Annotated in this window: 19 protein-coding genes and 1 tRNA gene; 11 read left to right on the top strand and 9 right to left on the bottom strand. The window is 73.7% G+C overall.

The window, feature by feature from the left end:
• Positions 1 to 30 precede the first annotated feature (30 nt).
• On the top strand, positions 31 to 993 hold the full coding sequence (locus tag FJK98_RS24905; protein WP_145921156.1) for an NADP-dependent oxidoreductase: 963 nt from the start codon (positions 31 to 33) through the stop codon (positions 991 to 993).
• A gap of 74 nt (positions 994 to 1,067) precedes the next feature.
• Here FJK98_RS24905 and FJK98_RS24900 read toward each other — a convergent pair whose 3' ends face one another.
• Positions 1,068 to 1,733, bottom strand: a complete 666-nt coding sequence (locus FJK98_RS24900) for a hypothetical protein (protein WP_145921155.1) — start codon at positions 1,731 to 1,733, stop codon at positions 1,068 to 1,070.
• A 223-nt stretch (positions 1,734 to 1,956) separates the two neighbouring features.
• Here FJK98_RS24900 and FJK98_RS24895 point away from each other — a divergent pair, with 223 nt between their 5' ends.
• Entirely contained in the window at positions 1,957 to 2,568 is a 612-nt protein-coding gene (locus FJK98_RS24895; RefSeq protein WP_145921154.1) for a copper resistance CopC family protein, read from the top strand.
• 58 nt (positions 2,569 to 2,626) lie between these two features.
• Here FJK98_RS24895 and gltX read toward each other — a convergent pair whose 3' ends face one another.
• The 3 genes from gltX to FJK98_RS24880 all read right to left on the bottom strand — a co-directional run bounded on the left by gltX (position 2,627) and on the right by FJK98_RS24880 (position 6,740).
• Positions 2,627 to 3,997, bottom strand: coding sequence for a glutamate--tRNA ligase (gene gltX, locus FJK98_RS24890; RefSeq protein WP_240763063.1), 1,371 nt, complete (start codon positions 3,995 to 3,997; stop codon positions 2,627 to 2,629).
• Positions 3,998 to 4,140: 143 nt separating this feature from the next.
• On the bottom strand, positions 4,141 to 5,418 hold the full coding sequence (locus FJK98_RS24885) for an MFS transporter (protein ID WP_145921152.1): 1,278 nt from the start codon (positions 5,416 to 5,418) through the stop codon (positions 4,141 to 4,143).
• On the bottom strand, positions 5,415 to 6,740 hold the full coding sequence (locus FJK98_RS24880) for a GH1 family beta-glucosidase (protein ID WP_145921151.1): 1,326 nt from the start codon (positions 6,738 to 6,740) through the stop codon (positions 5,415 to 5,417). The genes FJK98_RS24885 and FJK98_RS24880 overlap by 4 nt, the downstream gene beginning before the upstream one ends.
• 182 nt (positions 6,741 to 6,922) lie before the next feature.
• Between FJK98_RS24880 and FJK98_RS24875 the strand changes: the two genes are divergently transcribed.
• Positions 6,923 to 7,369, top strand: coding sequence for an SRPBCC family protein (locus FJK98_RS24875; protein ID WP_088644846.1), 447 nt, complete (start codon positions 6,923 to 6,925; stop codon positions 7,367 to 7,369).
• Positions 7,370 to 7,433: 64 nt separating this feature from the next.
• On the opposite strand, the gene aceE is transcribed toward FJK98_RS24875, so the two are convergent.
• The gene (aceE, locus tag FJK98_RS24870) at positions 7,434 to 10,172 is read right to left on the bottom strand and encodes a pyruvate dehydrogenase (acetyl-transferring), homodimeric type (RefSeq protein ID WP_145921150.1); all 2,739 of its coding nucleotides are present in this window, start codon (positions 10,170 to 10,172) and stop codon (positions 7,434 to 7,436) included.
• 206 nt (positions 10,173 to 10,378) lie between these two features.
• Here aceE and FJK98_RS24865 point away from each other — a divergent pair, with 206 nt between their 5' ends.
• Complete coding sequence (locus tag FJK98_RS24865) at positions 10,379 to 10,783, top strand: YjbQ family protein (protein WP_168222548.1); 405 nt, start codon at positions 10,379 to 10,381, stop codon at positions 10,781 to 10,783.
• Between the two features lie 72 nt (positions 10,784 to 10,855).
• Here the strand turns inward: FJK98_RS24865 and FJK98_RS24860 are convergent, their stop codons facing one another.
• Positions 10,856 to 12,517 carry an alkaline phosphatase gene (locus FJK98_RS24860; RefSeq protein ID WP_145921149.1) on the bottom strand — a complete coding sequence of 554 codons (1,662 nt, stop codon included), beginning with the start codon at positions 12,515 to 12,517 and terminating at the stop codon, positions 10,856 to 10,858.
• Positions 12,518 to 12,842: 325 nt separating this feature from the next.
• Between FJK98_RS24860 and FJK98_RS34355 the strand changes: the two genes are divergently transcribed.
• From FJK98_RS34355 to FJK98_RS24830, 5 genes are all read left to right on the top strand, one after another.
• Positions 12,843 to 15,899, top strand: a complete 3,057-nt coding sequence (locus FJK98_RS34355; RefSeq protein WP_240762327.1) for a thiamine pyrophosphate-dependent enzyme — start codon at positions 12,843 to 12,845, stop codon at positions 15,897 to 15,899.
• Positions 15,900 to 16,012: 113 nt separating this feature from the next.
• A complete protein-coding gene (locus FJK98_RS24845) occupies positions 16,013 to 16,450 on the top strand; it encodes a DUF3052 domain-containing protein (RefSeq protein WP_067315614.1) in 438 nt (145 codons plus the stop codon).
• A 90-nt stretch (positions 16,451 to 16,540) separates the two neighbouring features.
• Entirely contained in the window at positions 16,541 to 17,008 is a 468-nt protein-coding gene (locus tag FJK98_RS24840) for a peroxiredoxin (protein ID WP_145921148.1), read from the top strand.
• 136 nt (positions 17,009 to 17,144) lie between these two features.
• Positions 17,145 to 17,216, top strand: a tRNA-Val gene (locus FJK98_RS24835).
• 143 nt (positions 17,217 to 17,359) lie between these two features.
• On the top strand, positions 17,360 to 18,148 hold the full coding sequence (locus FJK98_RS24830) for an alpha/beta fold hydrolase (RefSeq protein ID WP_145921147.1): 789 nt from the start codon (positions 17,360 to 17,362) through the stop codon (positions 18,146 to 18,148).
• Positions 18,149 to 18,258: 110 nt separating this feature from the next.
• On the opposite strand, the gene FJK98_RS24825 is transcribed toward FJK98_RS24830, so the two are convergent.
• Complete coding sequence (locus FJK98_RS24825; protein WP_145921146.1) at positions 18,259 to 19,218, bottom strand: phosphotransferase family protein; 960 nt, start codon at positions 19,216 to 19,218, stop codon at positions 18,259 to 18,261.
• A gap of 454 nt (positions 19,219 to 19,672) precedes the next feature.
• On the opposite strand from FJK98_RS24825, the gene FJK98_RS24815 reads away from it, so the two are divergent.
• Positions 19,673 to 20,821, top strand: a complete 1,149-nt coding sequence (locus tag FJK98_RS24815; protein WP_145921144.1) for a polysaccharide pyruvyl transferase family protein — start codon at positions 19,673 to 19,675, stop codon at positions 20,819 to 20,821.
• Between the two features lie 228 nt (positions 20,822 to 21,049).
• Here FJK98_RS24815 and FJK98_RS24810 read toward each other — a convergent pair whose 3' ends face one another.
• Positions 21,050 to 21,247 (bottom strand): hypothetical protein, encoded by a 198-nt coding sequence (locus tag FJK98_RS24810; RefSeq protein ID WP_088644837.1) that lies wholly within the window; start codon positions 21,245 to 21,247, stop codon positions 21,050 to 21,052.
• A gap of 122 nt (positions 21,248 to 21,369) precedes the next feature.
• On the opposite strand from FJK98_RS24810, the gene FJK98_RS24805 reads away from it, so the two are divergent.
• Positions 21,370 to 21,891 (top strand): DinB family protein, encoded by a 522-nt coding sequence (locus tag FJK98_RS24805; protein WP_145921143.1) that lies wholly within the window; start codon positions 21,370 to 21,372, stop codon positions 21,889 to 21,891.
• A 75-nt stretch (positions 21,892 to 21,966) separates the two neighbouring features.
• On the opposite strand, the gene FJK98_RS24800 is transcribed toward FJK98_RS24805, so the two are convergent.
• The gene (locus tag FJK98_RS24800; protein WP_145921142.1) at positions 21,967 to 22,842 is read right to left on the bottom strand and encodes a carbohydrate kinase family protein; all 876 of its coding nucleotides are present in this window, start codon (positions 22,840 to 22,842) and stop codon (positions 21,967 to 21,969) included.
• Between the last annotated feature and the right edge of the window lie 54 nt (positions 22,843 to 22,896).

The following is a 22,896-nucleotide window of genomic DNA, read 5'->3' as shown; positions in this document are numbered from 1 at the left end:
GACGGCCCGTCGGCCGTTAGCGTGGGTGACGTGCAGGCGATCGCGATCGACGGGTGGGGTACGGCCGACCGGCTGGCCCTGCGGGAGCTGCCCGACCCCCCGGTGGGGCCGGACACGGTGCTGGTGCGGGTCCGCGCCGCCGGGGTGAACCCGGTCGACGCGAAGATCCGCGCCGGGCAGCTGGCCGGGGCGATCCCCGCGCACTTCCCCCTGGTGCCCGGCTGGGACGCGGCGGGTGTGGTGGTGGCGGCCGGTCCGGCGGTGACCGGGTTCGCCGTCGGCGACGAGGTGATCGGGTACGTCCGTCGCGACCACCTCCAGTACGGCAGCTACGCCGAACTGGTCCCCGCCCCGCAACGCTGCTTGGCGGTCCGGCCCGCGCGGGCGTCCTGGGCCGAGGCGGCCGGCCTGCCGCTGGCCGGGTTGACCGCCTACCAGGCGTTGCGGCGGGCCGGCACCGGCGCGGGGGACACCGTGCTGGTGCACGGCGCGTCGGGCGGGGTGGGGCATCTCGCGGTGCAGGTGGCGCGGGCGCTGGGGGCGACCCGGGTGATCGGCACGGCGGGCCCCGCCAACCACGACTTCGTCCGGTCGTTGGGCGCCGAACCGGTCGCCCACGGCGACGGCCTGGCCGACCGGCTCCGCGCGCTCGCGCCCGACGGGGTGGACGTGGCGCTCGACCTGTTCGGCGGGTCGGCGCTGGACGTGTCGGCGGCGCTGCTGTCCCGCCCGGCCCGGCTGGTCTCCGTCGCCGACCCGGAACACGTCACCCGGCTCGGCGGCAGCTACCTGTTCGCGCAGCCGTCCTCGACGGACCTGGGGCTGCTGGCCGCGTTGGTCGACGCGGGCCGGCTCACCGTCCACATCGAGCGGGTGCTCCCGCTGGCCCAGGCCGCGGACGCGCACCGGCTGGTCGAGGCCGGGCACGTCCGGGGCAAGGTGGTGCTGGCGGTGTGGTCGGCGGCGGGCACGGCGGCCGACCGGCCGGCCTGACCGGCACCGGGGCGCGGGTGCACCGCGCCGGACCGGCGGGGCTGTGCGGGCCGGCATCGGCGGCCGGCCGGAGGTCAGCGGGTGCGGCGGCGGACCAGCAGGGCGATGCCCGCCAGACCGAGCGTGATCACCAGCATCACGCCCACGTTGAGCAGCAGCAGCCGCTGGAGTTCGGCGATCGCGTCGTCGATGTCCCGGCCCGGGTTGAGGGCGTCGTCCGTAAGGACCCGCTCGCCGCCACCGACGCCGCCGCTGACCGTGTCGAGCTGCCGCTCCAGCGGCACCCCGGCGGCGCGCAGCGTCTCGGACATGCTGAGCCGCCCGAGGAACCAGCCGGCGGTGGTCTTGCGCTGGTCGGGCTGCTTGGCCGGCCGGAAGGCCCGGGGGCCGCCCTTGGCCAGCGGGTAGAGGTCGAACGTCTGCTTGGGGGCGTCCCCGGCGAGCACCACGATGGTGTACTTCGGACCGAGGTCGGCGGCCTTGGGCCCCTTGGCCTCACCGGTGCGGCCGAACCAGCTGACCTGGTCGATGACCGCGACCACGTGGGTGGGGGCGGTGTCGGTGCGCAGGCGTAGCGGTTCGGTCAGCCCGACCCCGGTGATGTCCACTCCGGCGGGTGGCGTCTTCGGTGCCGTCCGGTGCGTCCCGGCCGCCTGCGCGGCCGTCCCGGTGCCGAGCAGCACCGCCGCCGCCACGCCCACGGCGACCGCTGCCAGCAGTCGCCTCACCCTGTCGACCATCGCCGCCTCCTCGCCCCGTTCGATGGATGGCTGTGCTGCGGGTCACGCGCGGCTCGGTCGGCATCGGTGCGTGACCGGGCAGCGCCGGCCCCACCGCACAGACTTCCTGGAACATCGCTCGGATGCAGCTCTGGGAACAATATGTGGAACTATCTGCGATCCTGGAACGACCAATTCTCAGCCGCGCGATCAGCGGGCGGATCGTACCTTTGCGGAGGGCTTCATGGGGGGCAGGGTCCCACGGCTGGTGCGGGCGGTGCCAGTGCTCGTCGGCGTGGCGCTCGGCGTGGCGCTGTTGCCGGCGTCGCCGGCGTTCGCACACAACTCGCTGACCGGGAGTAATCCGGCCAACGGGGCCAAGGTCGCCACCGCGCCGGCCGCGGTCGAGCTGCGCTTCCTGGCCAAACTCGATCCGGACAGGACGAAGATCACAGTCACCGGTCCGGACAACATCCCGGCCGCCGGTGGCGAGCCGACCTTCTCCGGCAGCCGGGTCAGGGTGCCGTTCGCCCCGGGCGCGGCCGGACTGTACATCGTCGACTATCAATTGCCGTCCAGTGACGGCCACCCGGTCAAGGGGGAGGTGCGGTTCACCCTCACCACCGGCACCGCCGCCGCGCCCCCGTCGCCGTCGGTCACCCCGTCGGCCAACCCCACGCCGTCGCCGTCGCCGAGCAGTGCGGCACCCGACTCCCCGTCGGCCACCCCGGTTGCCGCGACCGGCACCGACGACGCCGGCCGGGGCTGGCTCTGGGCGGCGGCCGGCGGCCTGGTGCTGCTCGCCGCGCTCGCCGGGGGCCTGTTCCTGCGCCGCCGCCGCTCCACCCGGACCTGACCGGACACCGACGCGGGGCCCACCGGTCACCGGTGGGCCCCGCATCGTGCCGTGGTGGCTAGACCAGGCGGAGCCGGGCGGCGCGCAGCCGGGCCAGGGTGCGCTCCCGACCGAGCACCTCCAGCGACTCGAACAGCGGCAACCCGACGGTCCGGCCGGTGACCGCCACCCGGACCGGGGCCTGCGCCTTGCCCAGCTTGAGGCCGCGTTCCGCGCCGACCGCCTCCAGCGTCGACTTCAGCGACTCCGTGTCCCAGGACTCCAGCGCCGTGTAGCCGGCGACGGCCGCGTCGAGCAGCTCGGCCGCCCCCTCCTTCATCGCCTTCGCCCAGGCCGCCTCGTCGATCAGCGGGTCGGCGAGGAAGAGGAAGTCGACGTTGGGCACGATCTCGCTGAGCACCGCGATCCGGGTCTGCGCCAGCGGCGCCACCGCGGCGAACGCGTCGGCGTCGAACTCCGCCGGCTGCCACGGCGGCGGCGCGATGGTGCCGGTGCCGGTCAGCCACGGCTGGCAGGCGGCCACGAACTCGTCGACCGGCAGGGCCCGGATGTACTCGCCGTTGAACGCGCGCAGCTTCTTCTCGTCGAAGAAGGCGGGGGAGGGGTTGACCTCGGTCAACCGGAACTCCTCCTCGATCACCGACCAGGGCACGATCTCCCGGTCGCCCGAGGGCGCCCAGCCGAGCAGCATCAGGTAGTTGCGCATCGCGGCGGCGAGGTAACCCTCGTCCCGGTACGCCTCCAGGGCCACCTTGTCGCGGCGCTTGGAGAGCTTCTGCCGCTTCTCGTTGACCACCACCGGCACGTGCGCCCAGATCGGCGGCTTGACGCCCAGGGCGTCCCAGAGGAGCTGCTGCTTCGGGGTGTTCGGCAGGTGCTCCTCGGCCCGGATCACGTGGGTGATCCCCATCGTCATGTCGTCCACGACGTTGGCGAGCAGGAACACCGGGGAACCGTCGCCCCGGGCGATGACGAAGTCCTCGATCAGCTTGTTCTCGAAGGTCGGCTCGCCCCGGATCAGGTCGACCACCACGGTCGCACCCTCGTCGGGGGTACGGAAGCGCAGCGCCCGCCCCTCGCCGGGCGGCAGGCCCCGGTCCCGGCAGAAGCCGTCGTAGCCCTGGTACTGCGAGCCGGTACGGGCCTGCACCGCCTCCCGGGTGCAGTCGCAGTAGTAGGCCCGGCCGGCGTCGTGCAGCCGCTGGGCGGCGGCCCGGTGCTCACCGGCGTACGCCGACTGGAAGTAGGGGCCCTCGTAGCTGCCCCGGGCGATGCCGATCCACTCCAGCGCGGACAGGATGCCCTCGGTCCACTCGGGCTTGTTGCGGGCGGCGTCGGTGTCCTCGACGCGCAGCACGAACACCCCGTCCTGCTGCTTGGCGAAGATCCAGTTCTGTAGCGCCGAGCGGGCGCCGCCGACGTGGAACATACCGGTCGGGGAAGGGGCGAAGCGCACACGTACCGTCACGCCGTCCAGCCTACGGCCGGGTGCGACCCGGTTTCCCCAGGGGGCCGGGACGCCGCCGCCCCGGGGCCCGGCCGGGACCGGACCGGTCGGGTCGCCGCCGGTGGTCAGCGGACGCCGCGGATCTTGAGGACCAGGGCGCTGCCGAGCAGGGTCACCACGGCGGTCACCGCGTACAGCGTCGGGTAGCCGCCCAGGTGCACCACGATCGGGGCGGACAGCGCCGGGCCGAGCACCTGCGGCGCGGAGTTCGCGATGTTGATCACGCCGAGGTCCTTGGCCCGGTCGGTGGCGCGCGGCAGCACCTCGGTGATCAGCGCCGCGTCGACCGACAGGTAGACGCCGTAACCGGCACCGAGCAGCACGGCGGCGACCAGCGCCATCGGCCAGGTCGGCGCGACCGCCAGCAGCAGCGCGGCCACCGCCATCACCACCCCGGAGACGATCACGTAGACCTTGCGCCGGCCGGACCGGTCGGACAGCATCCCGGCGACCACGGCGGTGAGCATCATGCCGAGGGTGTAGAGCAGGATCAGCACCAGCAGCCCGCCCTCGGGGTCGGGGTAGCGCACCCCGTCGGTGAGGAAGTACAGCAGGTAGAGGGTGCCCAGGGCGTTGCCGATCTGCACCAGGAACCGGGTGATCCAGGCCCAGGCGAAGTCCGGGTGCCGGCGCGGGTCGATCCACATCGAGGCGACCAGCGCGCGCAGCCGCAGCGGCGGGCGGTGCTGCCGGGGCAGCGGGTCGTCAGGGGTGAGGAACGCGAACGGCAGCGACAGCAGCAGCACCGCCAACGCCATCGCCGTGTAGCCGGGCACGGTGCCGCTGACCAGGGCGGTGACCAGCACCGCGCCGAGCACCAGGCCGAGCGCCTGCGGAATGCCCACCCAGCCGGAGACGCCACCGCGCTGCACGACCGGCACCCGGTCCGGAATGCCGGCGGTGAGGCTGGCCAGCATCGCGTTGAAGCAGACCTGGGCGGCGACCCAGCCCAGCGCCACCCCGGCGATGGTCTGCTGCCGGGCCAGCAGCACCAGCGCCAGCGCGCCGAGCACCGCCCCACCGGCGGTCCAGACGTGCCGGCGGCCGAACTCCCGCCCGCCGACGCGCAGGCAGGTACGGTCCGACAGCGCCCCGGCGAGCGGATTGGCCAGCACCGCCGCGAGCGCGCCCAGCCCGGTGACGACGGCCAGCATCGCCTCCTTGTGGTCCGGCGAGATCCGTTCCACCTGCTGCGGCAGCAGCACCTGGATGGGGGTGAAGAAGGCCATCCACACGCCGAGGTTGGCCGCGAAGATCAACGCGATCCAGCTGCGCTGTACCGGGACGACCGGGTCGGCGAGCGCCGCCGGCAGCGAGGCCGGCGTCGGGTCGACGGTGGTCACCCCCGGCCGACCTGGGACCGGTACCAGGCGTACGAGGACTTGGGCGTGCGGGTGCCGGTGGCGAAGTCGACGTGCACCAGGCCGAAGCGCTTGGTGAAGCCCTCGGCCCACTCCCAGTTGTCCAGCAGCGACCAGACGAAGTACCCGGTCACGTCGACGCCCTCGTCGATGGCGGCCCGCAGGGCGCGCAGGTGCCCGTCAAGATAGGCGATCCGGTCCGGGTCGTGCACCCGGCCGTCGGCGTCGGGGACGTCGTCCCAGGCGCAGCCGCCCTCGGTGATCTGGATCGGGGGCAGCGCGTCGCCGTACCGGTCGCGCAGGCCGACGAGCAGGGTACGCAGCCCGTCGGGGACCACCGGCCAGTCGAACGCGGTCAGCGGGTAGCCCTCCAGCGGGACCAGGTCGAACGGCAGCGGGGAGCCCTCCTCGGGGGCGCGTACCCCGGTCGGGTTGTAGTAGTTGACCCCGAGTACGTCCAGCGGCGCGGCGATCACTGTCAGGTCGCCGTCGCGTACCACGCCCGGGTCGAAGCCGTCGGGGTAGCCCCGGCCCAGCAGCGGGTCGGTGAACAGGTGGTTGTGCAGGGCGTCGTACGCCGCTGCGGCGGCCCGGTCGGCGTCGGTGTCGCCGTGCCGGACGACCGGCGAGTAGTTGTTGGCGATGGCCACCGGGGAGCTGCTGCGGGCGCGCAGCGCGGCGACCGCGAGCCCGTGCCCGAGCAGTTGGTGGTGGGCGGCCGGGAAGGAGTCGAAGAGCAGCGTCTGACCGGGGGCGTGTTCCCCGGTGCCGTGGCCGAGGCTCAGGTGGATGAACGGCTCGTTGAGGGTGATCCAGAGCTTCACCCGGTCGCCGAGGCGTTCGGCGGTCAGGTCGGCGTACTCGGCGAAGTGGGCGGCGGTGTCCCGGTTCAGCCAGCCGCCGGCGTCCTGGAGCGGTTGCGGCAGGTCCCAGTGGAACAGGGTGGCGACCGGGTCGATGCCGGCGGCCAGCAGGTCGTCGACGAGCCGGTCGTAGAAGTCCAGGCCGGCGGCGTTGACCGGGCCGGTGCCGCCGGGCCGCACCCGGGGCCAGGCGATCGAGAACCGGTACGCCGACACCCCGAGCCCGGCCAGCAGCGCGACGTCCTCCCGGTGCCGGTGGTAGTGGTCGCAGGCTACGTCGCCGGTGCTGCCGTCGATGATCCGGCCGGGGGTGTGCGCGAAGGTGTCCCAGATGGACGGTCCCCGGCCGTCGGCGGTGGCGCCCCCCTCGATCTGGTACGCCGAGGTGGACACCCCCCAACGGAAACCGGCGGGGAAACCGGGGATCGGTGCGGTCGTCATCCACCCTCCCAGAACGCGAAACGTGTTCGCACTCTAGGGCGCGAAGTCCCCGAGCGCTATAGGCGCGAAGCAATGCGGGCGCAAGGGTTTTCGGCGTGTCTTTACCAAACGCGTCCCGGTAAGTCCGATTTAGCGCATAGAGTGCGGAATATCGCGGATGTCCTCAGTGGGGGAAGAACAGAATGATCCTCGTCGAACGCAGTGCGCACGTGACGGCGCCGGTGGAAGCGGTCTGGGAAGTCGTACAGCGGGCCGAGCAGTTGCCCGCCTGGCTGGCCGGGGTCCGGGCCGCCGAGGTCCTCTCGGGGGAGGGTTTCGGCCGACGACAACTCGTCCAGGCCGGGCGCGGCTCGGCGCACGAGGCCGAGGTGATCGCCTACCAGGAACCCACCCTGATCGGCTGGCGGGAACGCGCCAGGGGGGCCGGGGCCCGCGCCGAGGCGCGCACCGAGATCTACGTGCAGCTCACCGCCGACGAGGAGGAGGGCGGCACCATCGTCCGGCTGATCGTGGTCCGCTGGCCGGCCGGCCCGGTCAAGGGCGCCCTGCTGCGCCTCGGGCTGCGCCGGGTCGGCGCCGACCTGGAGGAGTCGCTGGCCCGGCTCACCGACCTGGCCGCCGTCGGCTGACGCGACGGAGCGACGCGAAAGGGCCCGGCGCGCCGCGCCGGGCCCTGCGTCGTACCGGTGGGGGCTAGCTGTCCCCGCCGGTCTCGCCGACCGGGGCGGCGTTGACGTCGTCGATCGCGTACTTCTTGGCGGCCTCGGCCGGGACGCCGGCCGGCACCGTGCCGCGCAGGGCGAGCTGCCGCAGCGTCGCCACCGCCACCGACTCGGCGTCGACGTGGAAGTGCCGCCGCAGCGCGTGCCGGGTGTCCGACATGCCGAAGCCGTCGGTGCCGAGCGAGGTGTAGTCGCCCGGTACCCAGCGGGCGATCAGGTCCGGTACCGCGCGCATCCAGTCGCTGACCGCGACCTTCGGGCCGTCGGCGTCGGCCAGCTTCTGCTGGATGTACGGCACCCGCTGCTCCGCGCCCGGGTTGAGCAGGTTGTGCTCCTCGCAGAGCACCGCGTCGCGGCGCAGCTCCGTCCAGGAGGTCACCGACCAGACGTCGGCGGCCACCCCCCAGTCCTGGGCGAGCAGCTGCTGGGCCTTGAGGGCCCACTGCATGCCGGTGCCGGAGGCCAGGATGTTCGCCTTCGGGCCGTCGACCTGCGGGGCCGCCGCGTACCGGTAGATGCCCTTGAGCAGCCCGTCGACGTCCACGTCGGACGGCTCGACCGGCTGGTGGATCGGCTCGTTGTAGACGGTGAGGTAGTAGAAGACGTTCTCCTGCGCCTCGCCGTACATCCGGTGCAGGCCGTTCTCCACGATGTGGGCCAGCTCGAACCCGAACGCCGCGTCGTAGGCGACCACCGCCGGGTTGGTGGCGGCCAGCAGCAGGGAGTGGCCGTCCTCGTGCTGGAGGCCCTCACCGTTGAGCGTGGTCCGGCCGGCGGTCGCGCCGAGGACGAAGCCCCGGGCCATCTGGTCGGCCGCCGCCCAGAAGCCGTCACCGGTGCGCTGGAACCCGAACATCGAGTAGAAGATGTACATCGGGATCATCGGCTCGTCGTGGGTGGCGTACGAGGTGCCGGCGGCGGTGAACGAGGCGACCGAACCGGCCTCGTTGATCCCCTCGTGCAGGATCTGCCCGGTGGTCGACTCCTTGTACGACAGGAACAGCTCCCGGTCGACCGAGGTGTACCGCTGGCCGTGCGGCGAGTAGATCTTCGCGGTCGGGAAGATCGAGTCGAGGCCGAAGGTGCGTGCCTCGTCCGGGATGATCGGCACCCAGCGCTTGCCGAACTCCTTGTCCTTCATGATGTCCTTGAGCAGGCGGACGAAGGCCATCGTGGTGGCCACCTTCTGCTTGCCCGAGCCGCGCTTGACGTCGGCGAACCGCTCCGGCCCCGGGATCGCCAGCTTCTTGTGGCTGGTCCGTCGGGTCGGCAGGTAGCCGCCGAGCTGCTCCCGCCGCTCCCGCAGGTAGGCCAGCTCGTCCGAGGACTCGCCCGGGGTGTAGTACGGCGGCAGGTACGGGTTCTCCTCCAGGACCTTGTCCGGGATGTCCAGGTAGAGGCGGTCGCGGAACAGCTTCAGGTCGTCCAGCGTCAGCTTCTTCATCTGGTGCGTGGCGTTGCGGCCCTCGAAGTGCGAGCCCAGCGTCCAGCCCTTGATGGTCTTGGCCAGGATCACGGTCGGCTGCCCGGTGTGCTCGGTGGCCGCCTTGTAGGCCGCGTAGAGCTTGCGGTAGTCGTGCCCGCCCCGCTTGAGGTTCCAGATCTCGTCGTCGGACAGGTGCTCGACCATCTTGCGGGTCCGCTGGTCGCGGCCGAAGAAGTGCTCCCGCACGTACGCCCCGGACTCCGCCTTGTAGGTCTGGTAGTCACCGTCGGGGGTGGTGTTCATCAGGTTGACCAGCGCGCCGTCGGTGTCCGCGGCGAGCAGCGGGTCCCACTCCCGGCCCCAGACCACCTTGATCACGTTCCAGCCGGCCCCCCGGAAGAACGCCTCCAGCTCCTGCATGATCTTGCCGTTGCCGCGGACCGGCCCGTCCAGCCGCTGGAGGTTGCAGTTGATCACGAAGGTGAGGTTGTCCAGCTCCTCGCGGGCGGCCACGCCGATCGCGCCGAGCGACTCGACCTCGTCCATCTCGCCGTCACCGAGGAACGCCCAGACGTGCTGCTGGGAGGTGTCCTTGATGCCCCGGTGCTGGAGGTAGCGGTTGAACCGGGCCTGATAGATCGCGTTCATCGGGCCCAGGCCCATGGAGACCGTGGGGAACTCCCAGAAGTCCGGCATCAGCCGCGGGTGCGGGTACGACGGCAGCCCGCCGCCCGGGTGCGACAGCTCCTGCCGGAACCCGTCGAGCTGGTTCTCGGAGAGCCGGCCCTCCAGGAACGCCCGCCCGTACATGCCGGGGGAGGCGTGGCCCTGGTAGAAGATGTGGTCGCCACCGCCCGGGTGGTTCTTGCCCCGGAAGAAGTGGTTGAAGCCCACCTCGTAGAGGGAGGCGGAGCTGGCGAAGGTGGAGATGTGCCCGCCGACGCCGATCTCCGGCCGCTGCGCCCGGTGCACCAGCATCGCCGCGTTCCACCGGACGTACGCCCGGATCCGCCGCTCGATGTGCTCGTCACCCGGGAACCAGGGTTCCTGCTCCGGGGCGATGGTGTTGATGTAGTCGGTGGTGGTCAGGGACGGAACCCCGACCTGCCGCTCACGGGCCCGCTCCAGCAGGCTCAGCATGACGTACCGGGCGCGCTTGGTTCCGCGCTCGTCGATGACACCGTCGAGCGACTCGACCCATTCGCCGGTCTCTTCAGGGTCGATGTCCGGAAGCTGGCTCGGCAGACCAGCGGTGATCACCGGGCGCTTGCGTTCCGTAGCCACAGGCGTTCCCTCGGTTGTGTGTGGGATAGGTCTCTAGCGCCATCCTGCCCTCTGGTGGCACCCGTCGTCACGTCTAGCTCCCCCAGACGCGACGCTGAACACAGGTACCCGTCGGTAACTTTGCGTGGGCGACCGTGCCGGCCGACGGGGGCCGGCACGGCCCCGGCCGACGGCGGCGGCGCGGCGGATGCGGCAGAATGCGCCGTATGCGCAGTGAGGTGATCACCGTCCGGACCGGTTCCCGTCCCACCGTCGCCGACATCACGGCCGAGGCCGAACGGTTCGTCGCCGGGCAGGGCGACGGCCTGCTGCACGTCTTCGTGCCGCACGCCACCGCCGGGGTGGCGATCATCGAGACCGGCGCCGGCTCCGACGACGACCTGCTGCGTGCCCTCGACGACCTGCTGCCCACCGACGACCGCTGGCGGCACCGGCACGGCTCGCCCGGCCACGGCCGCGACCACGTGCTGCCCGCCTTCGTCCCGCCGTACGCGACGCTGCCGGTGCTCGGCGGCCGGCTCCAGCTCGGCACCTGGCAGTCGGTCTGCCTGGTCGACCCCAACGGCGACAACCCGTCGCGCCAGGTCCGCTTCTCCTTCCTCCCCGGCTGACCCCGGCGGGCCCCGGCTGACCCGACCGCCCCCGGGCTGACCAGGGGCCCCGGCCGGCCCCGGGTCAGCCGCTCAGCGCAGCCCGGTCTCCGTCTCGACCGTGTACCGGTCCCGGTCCACCGGCCGGGCGCGGGCGGTGGACGGCGGCCGGTCGTACGTCTGGTGCAGGCCGGGCACCCGGTCCTCGACCACGAACGACGCCCGGGGGTACGCCGGCGCGCCCGCCCGGCTCACGTACGGCAGCACCATGAAGTCCGCGCTGAGCTGCGCCGGGGTGATCGTGGTCCGGACGAAACCGCGCAGGTCGTTCTGGAACCGCAGGTGCGGGTTGGTACGCAGCCAGGGGTGCGAGCCGCTGGCCGAGTCGAAACCGTCCCCGCCCGAGGTGACCGAGGAGCAGACCAGCTCGGTGCCGACCGTCCGCGCCGCCGGGTCGAGGTAGTCCAGCTTAAGATCGGCCGCCCAGTGCGCGTGCACGTCGCCGGTGAGCACCACCGGGTTGCGTACCCCGGCCGCCACCCAGCCCCGGGTGATCCGGTCCCGGGAAGCCAGGTAGCCGTCCCAGGCGTCCATGCTGGTCAGCCGGGTCGGGCCGGGGTCACGGTCCCGGGCGGCGAAGAACACCTGCTGGGCGAGCAGGTCCCAGCGGGAGTCGGAGCGCCGGAACCCGTCCAGCAGCCACTGCTCCTGCGTCGTCCCGGTGATGGTGCGACCCGGGTCGGCCGCCGCCGGGCAGTCCCGGTAGCCGTCCCCGCACGCCTGGTCGTCGCGGAACTGCCGGGTGTCGAGCAGGTGGAAGGTGGCCAGCCGTCCCCAGCGCAGCCGCCGGTACAGCGCGATGTCCGGACCGCGCGGCACCGACGCCCGCCGCAACGGCATGTTCTCGTGGTACGCCTGGAAGGCGGCGGCCCGCCGGGCCAGGAAGTCCGGGTCCGGCTCCTCCGGCACCGCGCCGGCCCAGTTGTTCTCCACCTCGTGGTCGTCGAAGACCACCGCCCAGGGGGCCACCGCGTGCGCCGCCTGCAGATCCGGGTCGGTCTTGTACTGGGCGTGCCGCTGCCGGTAGTTGGCAAGCGTCCGGGTCTCCGGTCCCTCGTGCCCGCGCGGCCGGTCCGGGCCGTACTCCCGGGCGTACTCGTACTGGTAGTCGCCGAGGTGCAGGATCAGCTCCGGCGCGCTCTCGGCCAGCCGCCGGTACGCGGTGAAGTACCCCTGCTCGTAGTGGGAGCAGGAGACGAAACCCATCGCCAGCGCGGTGGGCAGGGACGCCGGGTCGGGTGCGGTACGGGTACGCGCGGTGGGGGAGAGGTGCCCCTCGGCCCGGAACCGGTAGAAGTACTCCCGTCCCGGCAGCAGCCCGGTCAGCTCGACGTGCACGCTGTGCGCCGACTCGGGCCGGGCGGTCTGCGTACCCCGCTGGACGACGTGCCGGAACAGTTCGTCGGCGGCCACCTCCCACTGCACCTCGACCGCCCGGCCGGGCATGCCGCCCAGGCCGTCCCCGGCCAGCGGCTGCGGCGCCAGCCGGGTCCACAGCACCACCCCCTGGTGGTCGGGGTCGCCGGAGGCCACCCCGAGGGTGAACGGCCAGATCAGCGGCCGGTGCCCGGCGGGGACCACCGGCCGGGCGGGACGCCCGTCGGCGGCGTCGGCGGGCGTGGACCGGCCGGCGGTCGCGCCGGCCGCGCCGAGCGCCGCGCCGGAGAGCAGGACGGTACGTCGGGACAGTGCCATGGGAGCCTCCCCGGGGTCCGGTGCGTTCCTGACCCCGGCAGCGTCGCGACCCACGGTGGCCGTCAGGTGACGACCGGAGACCGTCGCCGCCTCCGGCAGCCGAACAGCGCCCGGCGGCCGGTGTGCCCGCCACCCCCGGCCCGACCCGGCGGTCGGGTGGGTCGCCGGCCGTCGCCCCGGCCTCCGCCCGGCTGTCCACTCTGCGGGAACGGGGCGGGACGGTGTCCTGCGGGGACCGTCCGCAGCGGGGTGCGGCGCAGCGCCGTACCCCGGTCGGGTCGTGTCTGAGTGGGCGACCGTGGCCTCCGTCGGTAATGCTGATCGCGTGACCACCCCGCAAGATCTCGACGACCGGTTCCGGGAGACCCTGGGCGCGTTGCCCGAGCCCGAGCGGCGGCGTGACCCCGGGCAACCCGTCCGGCCCGGTGCCGCGCTGACCGGGCGACAGCTGCTCGCCCTGTTCGACGCGCAGGTGACCAGCCGTCAGCTCGACCTGGCCGCGCGGTGGCTGCGCAGCTTCGACGAGGGCTTCTACACGATCGGCTCGGCCGGGCACGAGGCCAACGCGGCGGTGGCCGCCGCGCTGCGCCCCACCGACCCCGCCCTGCTGCACTACCGTTCCGGCGCGTTCTACTGCCTGCGCGCCGCCCAGGCCGCCGGCGACTTCCCCGGCGGCGACGCCGGGGCCGGCGGGGATCCCGCGGCCGGACACCCGGACGCCGACGGGGACGACCACCCGGCCGCCGGTGACCCCGACGGCATCCGTCCGCCGGCCGACGCCCCCGACGACGGCGGCCACCCGGCGGCCGACGACGTTCCCGCGCCCGCCGGAGCGCACCACCCGCGCCCGCCCGCCGCAGGCACCGACGCCGGCTCCCTGCCCGGTCACCCGGACGTACCCGGTCACCCGGACACCGCCGGCCCACCGACCGGGGCGTCGGACGCCGTCCCCGCGCCGTCCGGACCCCCGGACGCCGGCCTGCCGGACGCCGCGCCGCCCGGGGCTCCGGACGTCGCCGGCCGGCCGGACGGGAGCGTGGACGCCGGTCTGCCGGTCGGGTCGGCCGCCGGTGCCGGGTGGGGCGGGGAGACCGGCCCCGGCTCCCCGGCCCACGACCCGCACCCCGCGTCGGTGCGCCCGGCGGACACGGTCGACGGCGTCACCGTGCCGCCACCCCCGGCCGGGGCGGTCGCCTACCGGGTGGGTGCCGACGGCACCGCCGAACCGGTGCCCCGCCACCAGCCCGCCGCTCCGGTGGCCGCCCCCACCACCGCGTCCGGTCAGGCCGTCACACCGGCCGATTCCGCCGCCGGTGAGCCCGGCCCGGCGGGAGAACCGGCCGACGCCGGACCCGGGACCGTCGACCCGCGCCCGGAGCCGGCGGTGGCCGACCCGGCGGGCGGCCCGGACCGGGACGGATGGCAGGAGGCGTACGCCGAGGCGGCCCGGGACGTGCTGCGTGGCATGGTCGCCTCGACCCGGGACCCGATCGCCGGGGGCCGGCACAAGGTCTTCGGCCGCGCCGACCTGGCCGTGGTGCCGACCACCTCCACCATCGCCTCGCACCTGCCCCGCGCGGTCGGGCTGGGGCTGGCCGTGGAGCGGCTGCGCCGGATGGACACCGCCGGCCGGCGCGACGACCCGGACGGTCCGCCGCGCTCGCCGTGGCCCCGGGACGCCATCGTGGTCTGCTCGTTCGGCGACGCCTCGGTCAACCACGCCAGCGCCACCGCCGCCTTCAACACCGCCGGCTGGTACGACCACACCGGGCTGCGGATTCCGGTGCTCTTCGTCTGCGAGGACAACGGCCTGGGGATCAGCGTCCGGTCGCCGGAGGGCTGGGTGGAGCGGACCCTGCGGGCCCGGCCGGGGGTGCGGTACTTCACCGCCGACGGCACCGACCCGGTGGCCGTGCACGCGGTGACCGCCGAGGCCGCCGGCTGGGTGCGCCGGCACCGTCGCCCGGCGGTGCTGCACCTGCGTACCGTGCGGTTGCTCGGCCACGCCGGTGCCGACGCCGAGCAGGCGTACCGCAGTACCGCCGAGATCGCCGCCGACGAGGCGCGCGACCCGGTGCTGGCCACCGCCCGGCTGCTCGTCGAGGCCGGGGTGGCCACCGGGGAGGAGTTGCTGGCCCGCTACGACGAGCGGGGCTGGCAGGTGCGGCGGACCGCCGAGGAGGTGCTCGACGAGCCGAAGCTGGCCGCCGTGGCCGAGGTGGTGGCCCCGCTGTCGCCCCGCCGGCCGTCGCGGGTCGCCGCCGCCGTGGCGCAGGCCGCCCAGCGGGCCGCCGGCCCGGACGCGACCGGCCGGGCGGAGGCGTTCGGCGGCAAGCCGCCGGAGCTGGCCGGCCCGCTGACCCTCGCGCAGAGCATCAACGCGGCCCTCGCCGACGGGATGCTCAGCCACCCGCAGCTGGCCGTGTTCGGCGAGGACGTCGCCGCCAAGGGCGGGGTGTACGGGGTGACCAAGGGGCTGCGGGAGCGGTTCGGGGCGGCCCGGGTCTTCGACACCCTGCTGGACGAGACGTCGGTGCTGGGGCTGGGGCTGGGTGCCGGGCTGGCCGGGATGCTGCCGGTGCCGGAGATCCAGTACCTGGCGTACCTGCACAACGCCGAGGACCAGTTGCGGGGCGAGGCGGCCACCCTGCAGTTCTTCTCGCAGGGGGCGTTCCGCAACCCGATGGTGGTGCGGGTGCCGGGGCTGGCGTACCAGGAGGGGTTCGGGGGGCACTTCCACAACGACAACTCGGTGGCCGTACTGCGGGACGTGCCCGGTCTGGTGGTCGCGGTGCCGGCGCGGCCGGACGACGCCGGCCCGCTGCTGCGGACCTGCCTCGCCGCCGCGGTGGTGGACGGCACGGTTTCGGTGTTCCTGGAGCCGATCGCGCTCTACCACACCCGGGACCTGTACGAGCCGGGTGACGGTGAGTGGTTGGGCGCCTACGCCGAGCCGTCCGCCTGGGCTGCCGGCCACGCGCCGATCGGCCGGGCCCGGGTGTACGGCGTCGGCTCCGCCGAGGACGTCACCATCGTCACGTTCGGTAACGGGGTACGGATGTCGCTGCGGGCGGCGTCGACCCTGGCCGACGAGGGGATCGGCTGCCGGGTGGTGGACCTGCGGTGGCTGGCCCCGCTGCCGGTGGCGGACCTGATCCGGGAGGCGTCGGTGACCGGGCGGGTGCTGGTGGTGGACGAGACGCGGCGCTCCGGCGGGGTGGGGGAGGGCATACTCGCGGCGCTGGTCGACGCCGGATACGTGGGGGCGGCGCGGCGGGTGGCGGCAGTTGACTCGTTTGTACCATTAGGTCCGGCTGCCCGCCAGGTGCTGGTCTCCGAGGATGCCATTACCCAGGGTGCCCGTACGCTGCTGGCACGGTAAATTCCGTTCCACCCGGTGCGCCACTTGCGCGACGGACCACAACTGTGTGGACTCTGCCTGACGGCGTCACCGCGACGCCGCCGGGCAGGGACGAGATGAGGAGGCACGCGACAGTGAGCGCGACCGCTGGTCAGGCCGCCGACGGGGTACGTCTCCTGGCGGACCGGTTCGGGATCGAACCGGGCATGGTCGTCATGGAGATGGGGTACGACGAGGACGTCGACCAGGATCTCCGGGACGCCCTGACCGACCGCTGTGGAGAACTGGTCGACGAGGACACCGACGAGGTGGTCGACGCGGTGCTCGTCTGGTACCGCGACGGTGACGGTGACCTCTTCGAGCTTCTCGTCGACGCCCTCGGTCCGCTGGCCGACGCCGGAGTCGTGTGGCTGTTGACCCCGAAGGCCGGCCGGGACGGGCACGTCGAGCCGAGCGAGGTCGCCGAGTCGGCGCAGACCGCCGGGCTCCAGCAGACCTCGACCCTCAACGCCGGCAAGGACTGGAGCGGTGCCCGGCTCGTGCTGCGCCGCGGGTCCAAGGGCCGCAAGTAGGCCGCACCCAACTGAGCAATCCCGCACCCGGGGCGTCGCTCCCGGGTGTGGCAGGCTGGACCCACCTCAGACTCGACCCAAGGAGTTCGCATGCCGATCGAGGTTGGTGCCGAGGCACCCGACTTCCTGCTGAAGGACCAGAACAACCAGGAGGTACGGCTCTCGGACTACCGGGGCAACCGCACCGTGCTGCTGGTCTTCTACCCGCTCGCCTTCACCGGCATCTGCCAGGGTGAGCTGTGCGAGGTGCGGGACAACCTCAACGACTACGTCAACGACGACGTGCAGGTGCTCACCGTGAGCGTCGACTCGATCTACGCCCACAAGATCTGGGCCGAGAAGGAGGGCTACCAGTTCCCGCTGCTGGCCGACTTCTGGCCGCACGGGGCGGTCGCCCAGGCGTACGGCGTCTTCAACGACCTCGCCGGCATCGCCAACCGGGGCACCTTCGTCATCGACAAGGCCGGCATCGTCCGGTTCGCCGAGATGAACATGCCGGGTGAGGCGCGCGACCAGCAGGGCTGGCGCAAGGCCCTCGCCGACGCGGTCGCCGCCTGACCTGCGCCCCACCGCGCCCCGCCGCACCGGTCCACCGGCACGGCGGGGCACCGTGATCCACCGGGCACACCGTTGCGACGGGCCGGCGGCCGGCAGGTAAACTTGCCAGCCTCCGGCCCGCTCGTACGGGCGTTCCGGGCGCGTAGCTCAGTGGGAGAGCACTCGCCTTACAAGCGAGGGGTCGCAGGTTCGAAACCTGCCGCGCCCACACTCCGACCAGCAACGACAACGGCCGCCGATCATCGGCGGCCGGATCGTTGAGCCGATGGGACGCCTCCGGCAGGTCTGACGGAGGCGTCGCCGTGGCGGCTCCCGGCGGTCCGCATCCCGACGCCGGTCGGAGGAGACATCGTGAGCTACGCGCACGTCAACGGGCTGCGGCTCTGGTACGAGGAGCACGGCGACGGCCCACCGCTGGTGCTGCTGCACGGCGGCTACGGCGCGGCGGAGACGTTCGCCCCGATCCTGCCGGAACTCGCCCGGCGTCGCCGGGTCATCGCGGTGGACCTCCAGGGTCACGGCCGCACCGCCGACGTGGACCGTCCACTGCGCTACGAGTCGATGGCCGACGACGTCGCCGCGCTGCTGCGGCACCTCGACCTGCCCGGGGCGCAGCTGCTGGGCTACTCCCTCGGCGGCGGGGTGGCGCTGCGGACCGCCATCCAGCATCCGGACCTGGTACGCCGGCTGGTGCTGGTCTCCACCCCGTTCCGGCGGCAGGGGTGGTATCCCGAGGTGCTGGCCGCCCTGTCCGGCCAGGATGAGCGGGCCGGCGAGCGGATGCGCGGCACGCCCCCGCACCAGCTCTACACGCGGATCGCCCCCCGACCGCAGAACTGGCCGGTGCTCTGGGCCAAGACCGGTGACCTGCTACGCCGCGAGTACGACTGGACACCGCAGGTGGCGGCGCTGGCCGTACCGACCCTGCTGGTCTTCGCCGACGCGGACGCGATCCCGGTCGCCCACATGGCCGAGTTCTACGGGCTGCTCGGCGGCGGCCACCGCGACCCGGGTGGCGACGGCACCGCCCGCCCGACCTCCCGCCTCGCGGTCCTCCCCGGCCACACCCACCAGGACATCCCCACCACCCCCCTCCTACCCCACCTCGTTCTCCCCTTCCTCACCCACCAACTCCACTAACCCCGCCCTCTCCTCACTTTCCGCCCGCCCCTCGCCTCACTTTCCGCCCGCCCGCGTTGATCAAGAGGTTCGCGTCACGGCAACCGGCTGCCGTGACGCGAACCTCTTGATCAATCAGCGGTCTGCGGGTGGGAGAGGCGGTGGCGCAGCCAGGGCAGGAGAGCGTCGGCCTGGGCCTGCTGGAAAGCGCGGACGGTGGGAATGTTGGGCGGCGGCGGGCGGCGCGCGCTGTCGGTGAAGAAGCCGGCCAGCCCGGCGTAGAAACCGGTCAGGGTGGCCGGGTCGGCCCCGGCGGTGAGCGGCAGTCGACGCAACAGCGCCTCGGTGTCGTGCCCGCCGTGCAGCCGTACGTTGACCAGCAGCAGTGCCGTGTCCAGCCAGGCGGGGCCCCGGCAGGCCCACGGCCAGTCCACCACGGTGACCGTGCCGTCCGGACCGATCAGCAGGTTGTCGGCCCGCACGTCCAGATGGCACAGCGTGTCCCCGGTCAGCCCGGTCAGCCCCTGCTCGGCCGCCGCGCACAGCTCGTCCAGGTGCCCGGCGACCCACGGGTCGAGCCGGGGTGGCGGGTCGGCGGCGATCCGCCACCAGCCGGCGAAATCGTGGGCCAACCGTTCCGCGGCGGTCGGCGTGCCCGGCACCGGGTTCGGCGTGAGCGTCCCGGCCAGGACTTCCAGCGTACGCAGCGTCAAGTCGAGTTCGGCGTCCCGCCAGGGGGTGTACGGGTGCCGTCCGTCGACGTCGGTCAGCACGAGCGCCACCCAGTCCCCGTCGTCGTGACAACCGAGCAGCCGGGGCGTCGGCGCGGACGGGGGCAGGGCTGCGGTGTGCCGGGCCTCGGCGCGGTGCATCCGGGGACTGTCCGGGTTCTGTGCCGGGCTGACCGCCTTGACGAACGCCCGTCGACCACCGGCGGTCCGCACCCGGTCGGCGGTGCCCGGGGAGTAACCGCCGGGCTGGGAGACCGCCTCGACCACCCGGTCACCGATGATCCGTTCCACCGCCTGCCGGACATGCCCGGGCAGCTCATCCCACCCGATCCTGCCCCCACCCGCACGCACACCCGCCATCCCCCCACCCTGGCGAGCACCCCTCACCCCAAGCAACCCGATTACCCCACCCACCCCACGCCCGCGCCCCCGCGACGGCCGGCGCCCCTCCCGCCCCGCCCCGCCCCGCCCCGGTGATCAAGAGCTTTACGTCAACAGCCCGCCCCAATCCGACGTAAATCTCTTGATCACCCATCCGCCCCCGTCGATGTCCCGGCGATCAAGAGCTTTGCGTCAGCGAGCCGGGTCGGCCTGACGTAAACCTCTTGATCACCCGCCCACCCCCACCGCTGTCCCCGGTGATCAAGAGGTTTGAGGCAGGAAGGGTGGGGCGGGTTGACGCAAACCTCTTGATCACCAGGGCGGGGCGGGGCGGGAGCGGCGGCGGGCGGCGGCGGGCGGCGGCGGGCGGGGGCAGGGCATGGGTGGGGTGGGAGGGGGAATGCGCGGGGACGGTCCTGGGGAGGAGTGACGGATGAGGGGTCCCACCGGCTTGACCATCGGTGTGCTCGGCTCGTACGGCGGTCGGAACCTGGGGGACGAGGCGATCCTCACCGGCCTGCTGGCCGACCTGCGGGAGCAGGAGCCGAACGCGCGGATCATCGTGTTCTCCCGTAATCCGGCGCACACCGCGCTGGCCCATCCCGACGTCGAGGCGGTGCCCTGGGAGGGCGTCAGCCGGGTCGACTCGGCCGAGGTGCTCGGCCAGCTCGACCTGCTCATCCTCGGTGGCGGCGGCATCCTGTACGACAAGGAGGCCCGTCGCTACCTGCGGGTGGTCCGGGTCGCCCAGGAACGCGGCCTGCCCCTGCTGACGTACGCGGTGGGTGTCGGCCCGCTCAACGACGGGGTGGACACCGGCATGGTCCGGGAGACCCTGGCCGGGGCGACCGAGGTGACCGTCCGCGACCAGGAGTCCCGGATGGTGCTGGAGGAGGCCGGGCTGCTCAATCCGATCACCGTCACCGCCGATCCGGCATTCCTGCTGGAACCGGAGGACTTCCCCGCCCGGCTGCTGCGCGAGGAGGGGGTACCCGCCGGCAAACGGCTGGTCGGGCTGAGTGTCCGGGAGCCGGGGCGGGCGGCCGAACGGCTCGACGTCGACGGGTACCACCGGTTGCTCGCCCAGATCGGCGACTTCCTGGTGCAGCGGATCGACGCGCACGTGCTGTTCGTGCCGATGGAGCGCGACGACATCCGGCACTCGCACGGGGTGCTGTCCCACATGATCGCGGCCGACCGGGGGCGCATCCTGCACGGCGACTATTCGCCCCGGCAGGTGCTCGGCCTGATGAAGCACTTCGACCTGGCGGTCGGCATGCGGCTGCACTTCCTGATCTTCGCGGCGATGGTCGGCACCCCGTTCCTGCCCCTGCCGTACGCGGGGAAGGTCTTCGACCTGGCCCAGCGGCTCGGGGTGCCGGCGCTGCGCGGCGTGGAACGCGAGGTGGAGGGTCCGCTGCTGGCGGAGGTCGACCGGCTCTGGGACGAGCGGGAGTCCCGCCGCGAGGCCACCGCCCGCCGGGTCGCCGAGGTGTGCGACCAGGCCCGGGGCACCTCCCAGGTCACCCGCGCGGTGCTGGACGGCCTGCGCTCACGCACCCTGGCCCGGATGGCCGCCTGACCGGCGACCCCGACGAACCGAAGGCCCGGACCGCCCTCACACCGGCGGCCTGACGGTCGGGACCGCCTCCACCGGCGGCCCGAAGATCCGGGCCGCCACGACACCGAGATCCGTGTCCCAGGCCGCTACGGCCACCGGCGGCCTGACGGTCCGGGCCGCCACGACACCGGCGACCGGCACGACCAAGACCGGGAACCGGCGCGACCGGGAGCGGTGGTGCCGGCCGGGTCAGACGGCCGGGCCGCGCCAGCGGTAGCGCCACTGGTCGCCGGCGGACTCCAACTCGTAGATCTGGGCGTCGACGAGGCCCTGCGGGCCGAGGTGGTGGTGGGTCAGCGGCGGACGCTCGTTGCTGTCCAGCTCGACGTCGACCGCCTCGCCGTCAGCCGGGCCGTCCGCCAGGGGAATCCGTACCGTCGCAGCCATGCGCCCATCCTGCCAAGCCTGCCGCCCGACCGCAGGGTTTGCCGGGGACAGCGGGTTCGCCGGGGGGCAGCGGGGACAAGCGGGGGACAGCGGGACGGTACCGCCGCGGCTATCGTCCGTTGATGGCGGAAATCCGGATCGATCCGACGCTCGCGCCGGTACTGGCCCGAACCGGCGACGAGCGGGCGGTGCTCGACGCGTTCCTCGACTTCCACCGGGCGACGGTGCTGCGCAAGGCGCGGGGCCTGAGCGACGCCGAGGCGACCCGCCGGCTGGTGCCGTCGGCCACCACCCTGGCCGGCATCCTGCGGCATCTCGCCCTGGTCGAGCGGAACTGGTTCCCCTTCCTGCTCGATCCGACCCCCGGTGACGTCTTCCCGACCTCCGAGGAGGACGCGGCGGCCAGCTTCGCCCTGACCCGGGGGGAGACTCTCGACCAGCTCGCCGACACCTACGAGCGGGCCTGTGCCCGGTCCCGTGAGCTGGCCGCCCGGTTCCCGCTGGACCATGTCGTGCCGCAGCCGCAGCTCGGGGAGGTGTCGCTGCGCTGGATCATGGTGCACATGATCGAGGAGACCGCCCGGCACGCCGGGCACGCCGACATCCTCCGGGAGCTGACCGACGGCAGCACCGGCGCGCTCTGAGCCGCAGGGCGCGCGCCGGGAATCCGGTCTGGGCCGCAGGGTGCGCGCCGGGGACCCGGCCGACGTCCGGTGCGGTCAGGTGGGACGGGGGAGCAGACCGGGCGGGTACCGCATCCCGTCGTGCGTGCAGGCCGCCGCGGCGACCCGGGCGGCGTACCCGGCGGCCTGCGGCAGCGGCGTGCCCCGTAGCCGGGCGGCGAGCAGGCCGGCCGCGAACGCGTCGCCCGCCCCGTTGGTGTCGACGACCGTACCGGGCGGCACCGCCGCCGGCACCCGTACCGGCGGCCCGCCGCCCGGGTGGACGTCCGCGCCGTCCGCGCCCCGGGTCACCACCACCGTCCGGGGCGTCAGCGCCGCCGCGACCGCCGCCGCCCGGTCGCCCAGCCGCACCCCGCTGACGAAGACCAGGTCGGCGGCCTCGGCGAAGGGTCGGTGGTACGGGTCGTCGCCGTCCCAGTCGTGCAGGTCGGTGGAGAGCAGCGCACCTTCGGTCAGCCCGGCGCGCAGCGCGGGGAGCTGGTCCCGGGCCCAGTCCATGATCGAGACGTGGACGTGTGCGGCGTCCCGGGCCAGCGCGGTCAGTCCGGCTGGCGGGAACGGCGTCCCGCCGCGCCACGGCCGGGGGTCGTGGAGCGACATCCGACGGCCGGTCGGGTCCACCAGGTTGACCGACCGGCGGGTGCCGCCCGGATCGTCGACCAGCACCGGGCGGACGGTGGTCCGGGCCAGCGCGGCCCGGACCACGTCGCCGGCCGGGTCGTCGCCGAGCACGTCGACCACCGTGACCGCCAGGCCCAGCGCCTCGGCGGCCAGCGCCACCCCGGACCCGGTGTTGCCGATCCGCCAGGCGATGCCGGGGGCGGTGACCGAGTCGGCCAGGGGCAGCGGCAGCGCGGGCACCCGGACGCGGACGTCCACCCCCAGGCCGCCGACCACGAGAAGATCGACCATGGCGGCGACGGTAGCCGGCCGTCGCCGCCTATCCTGACCCCCGGGCGTCGACGA

Source organism: Micromonospora sp. HM134, assembly GCF_007833915.1.
GTDB lineage: Bacteria > Actinomycetota > Actinomycetes > Mycobacteriales > Micromonosporaceae > Micromonospora > Micromonospora wenchangensis.
This window is presented reverse-complemented; position numbering and strand designations above follow the sequence as displayed.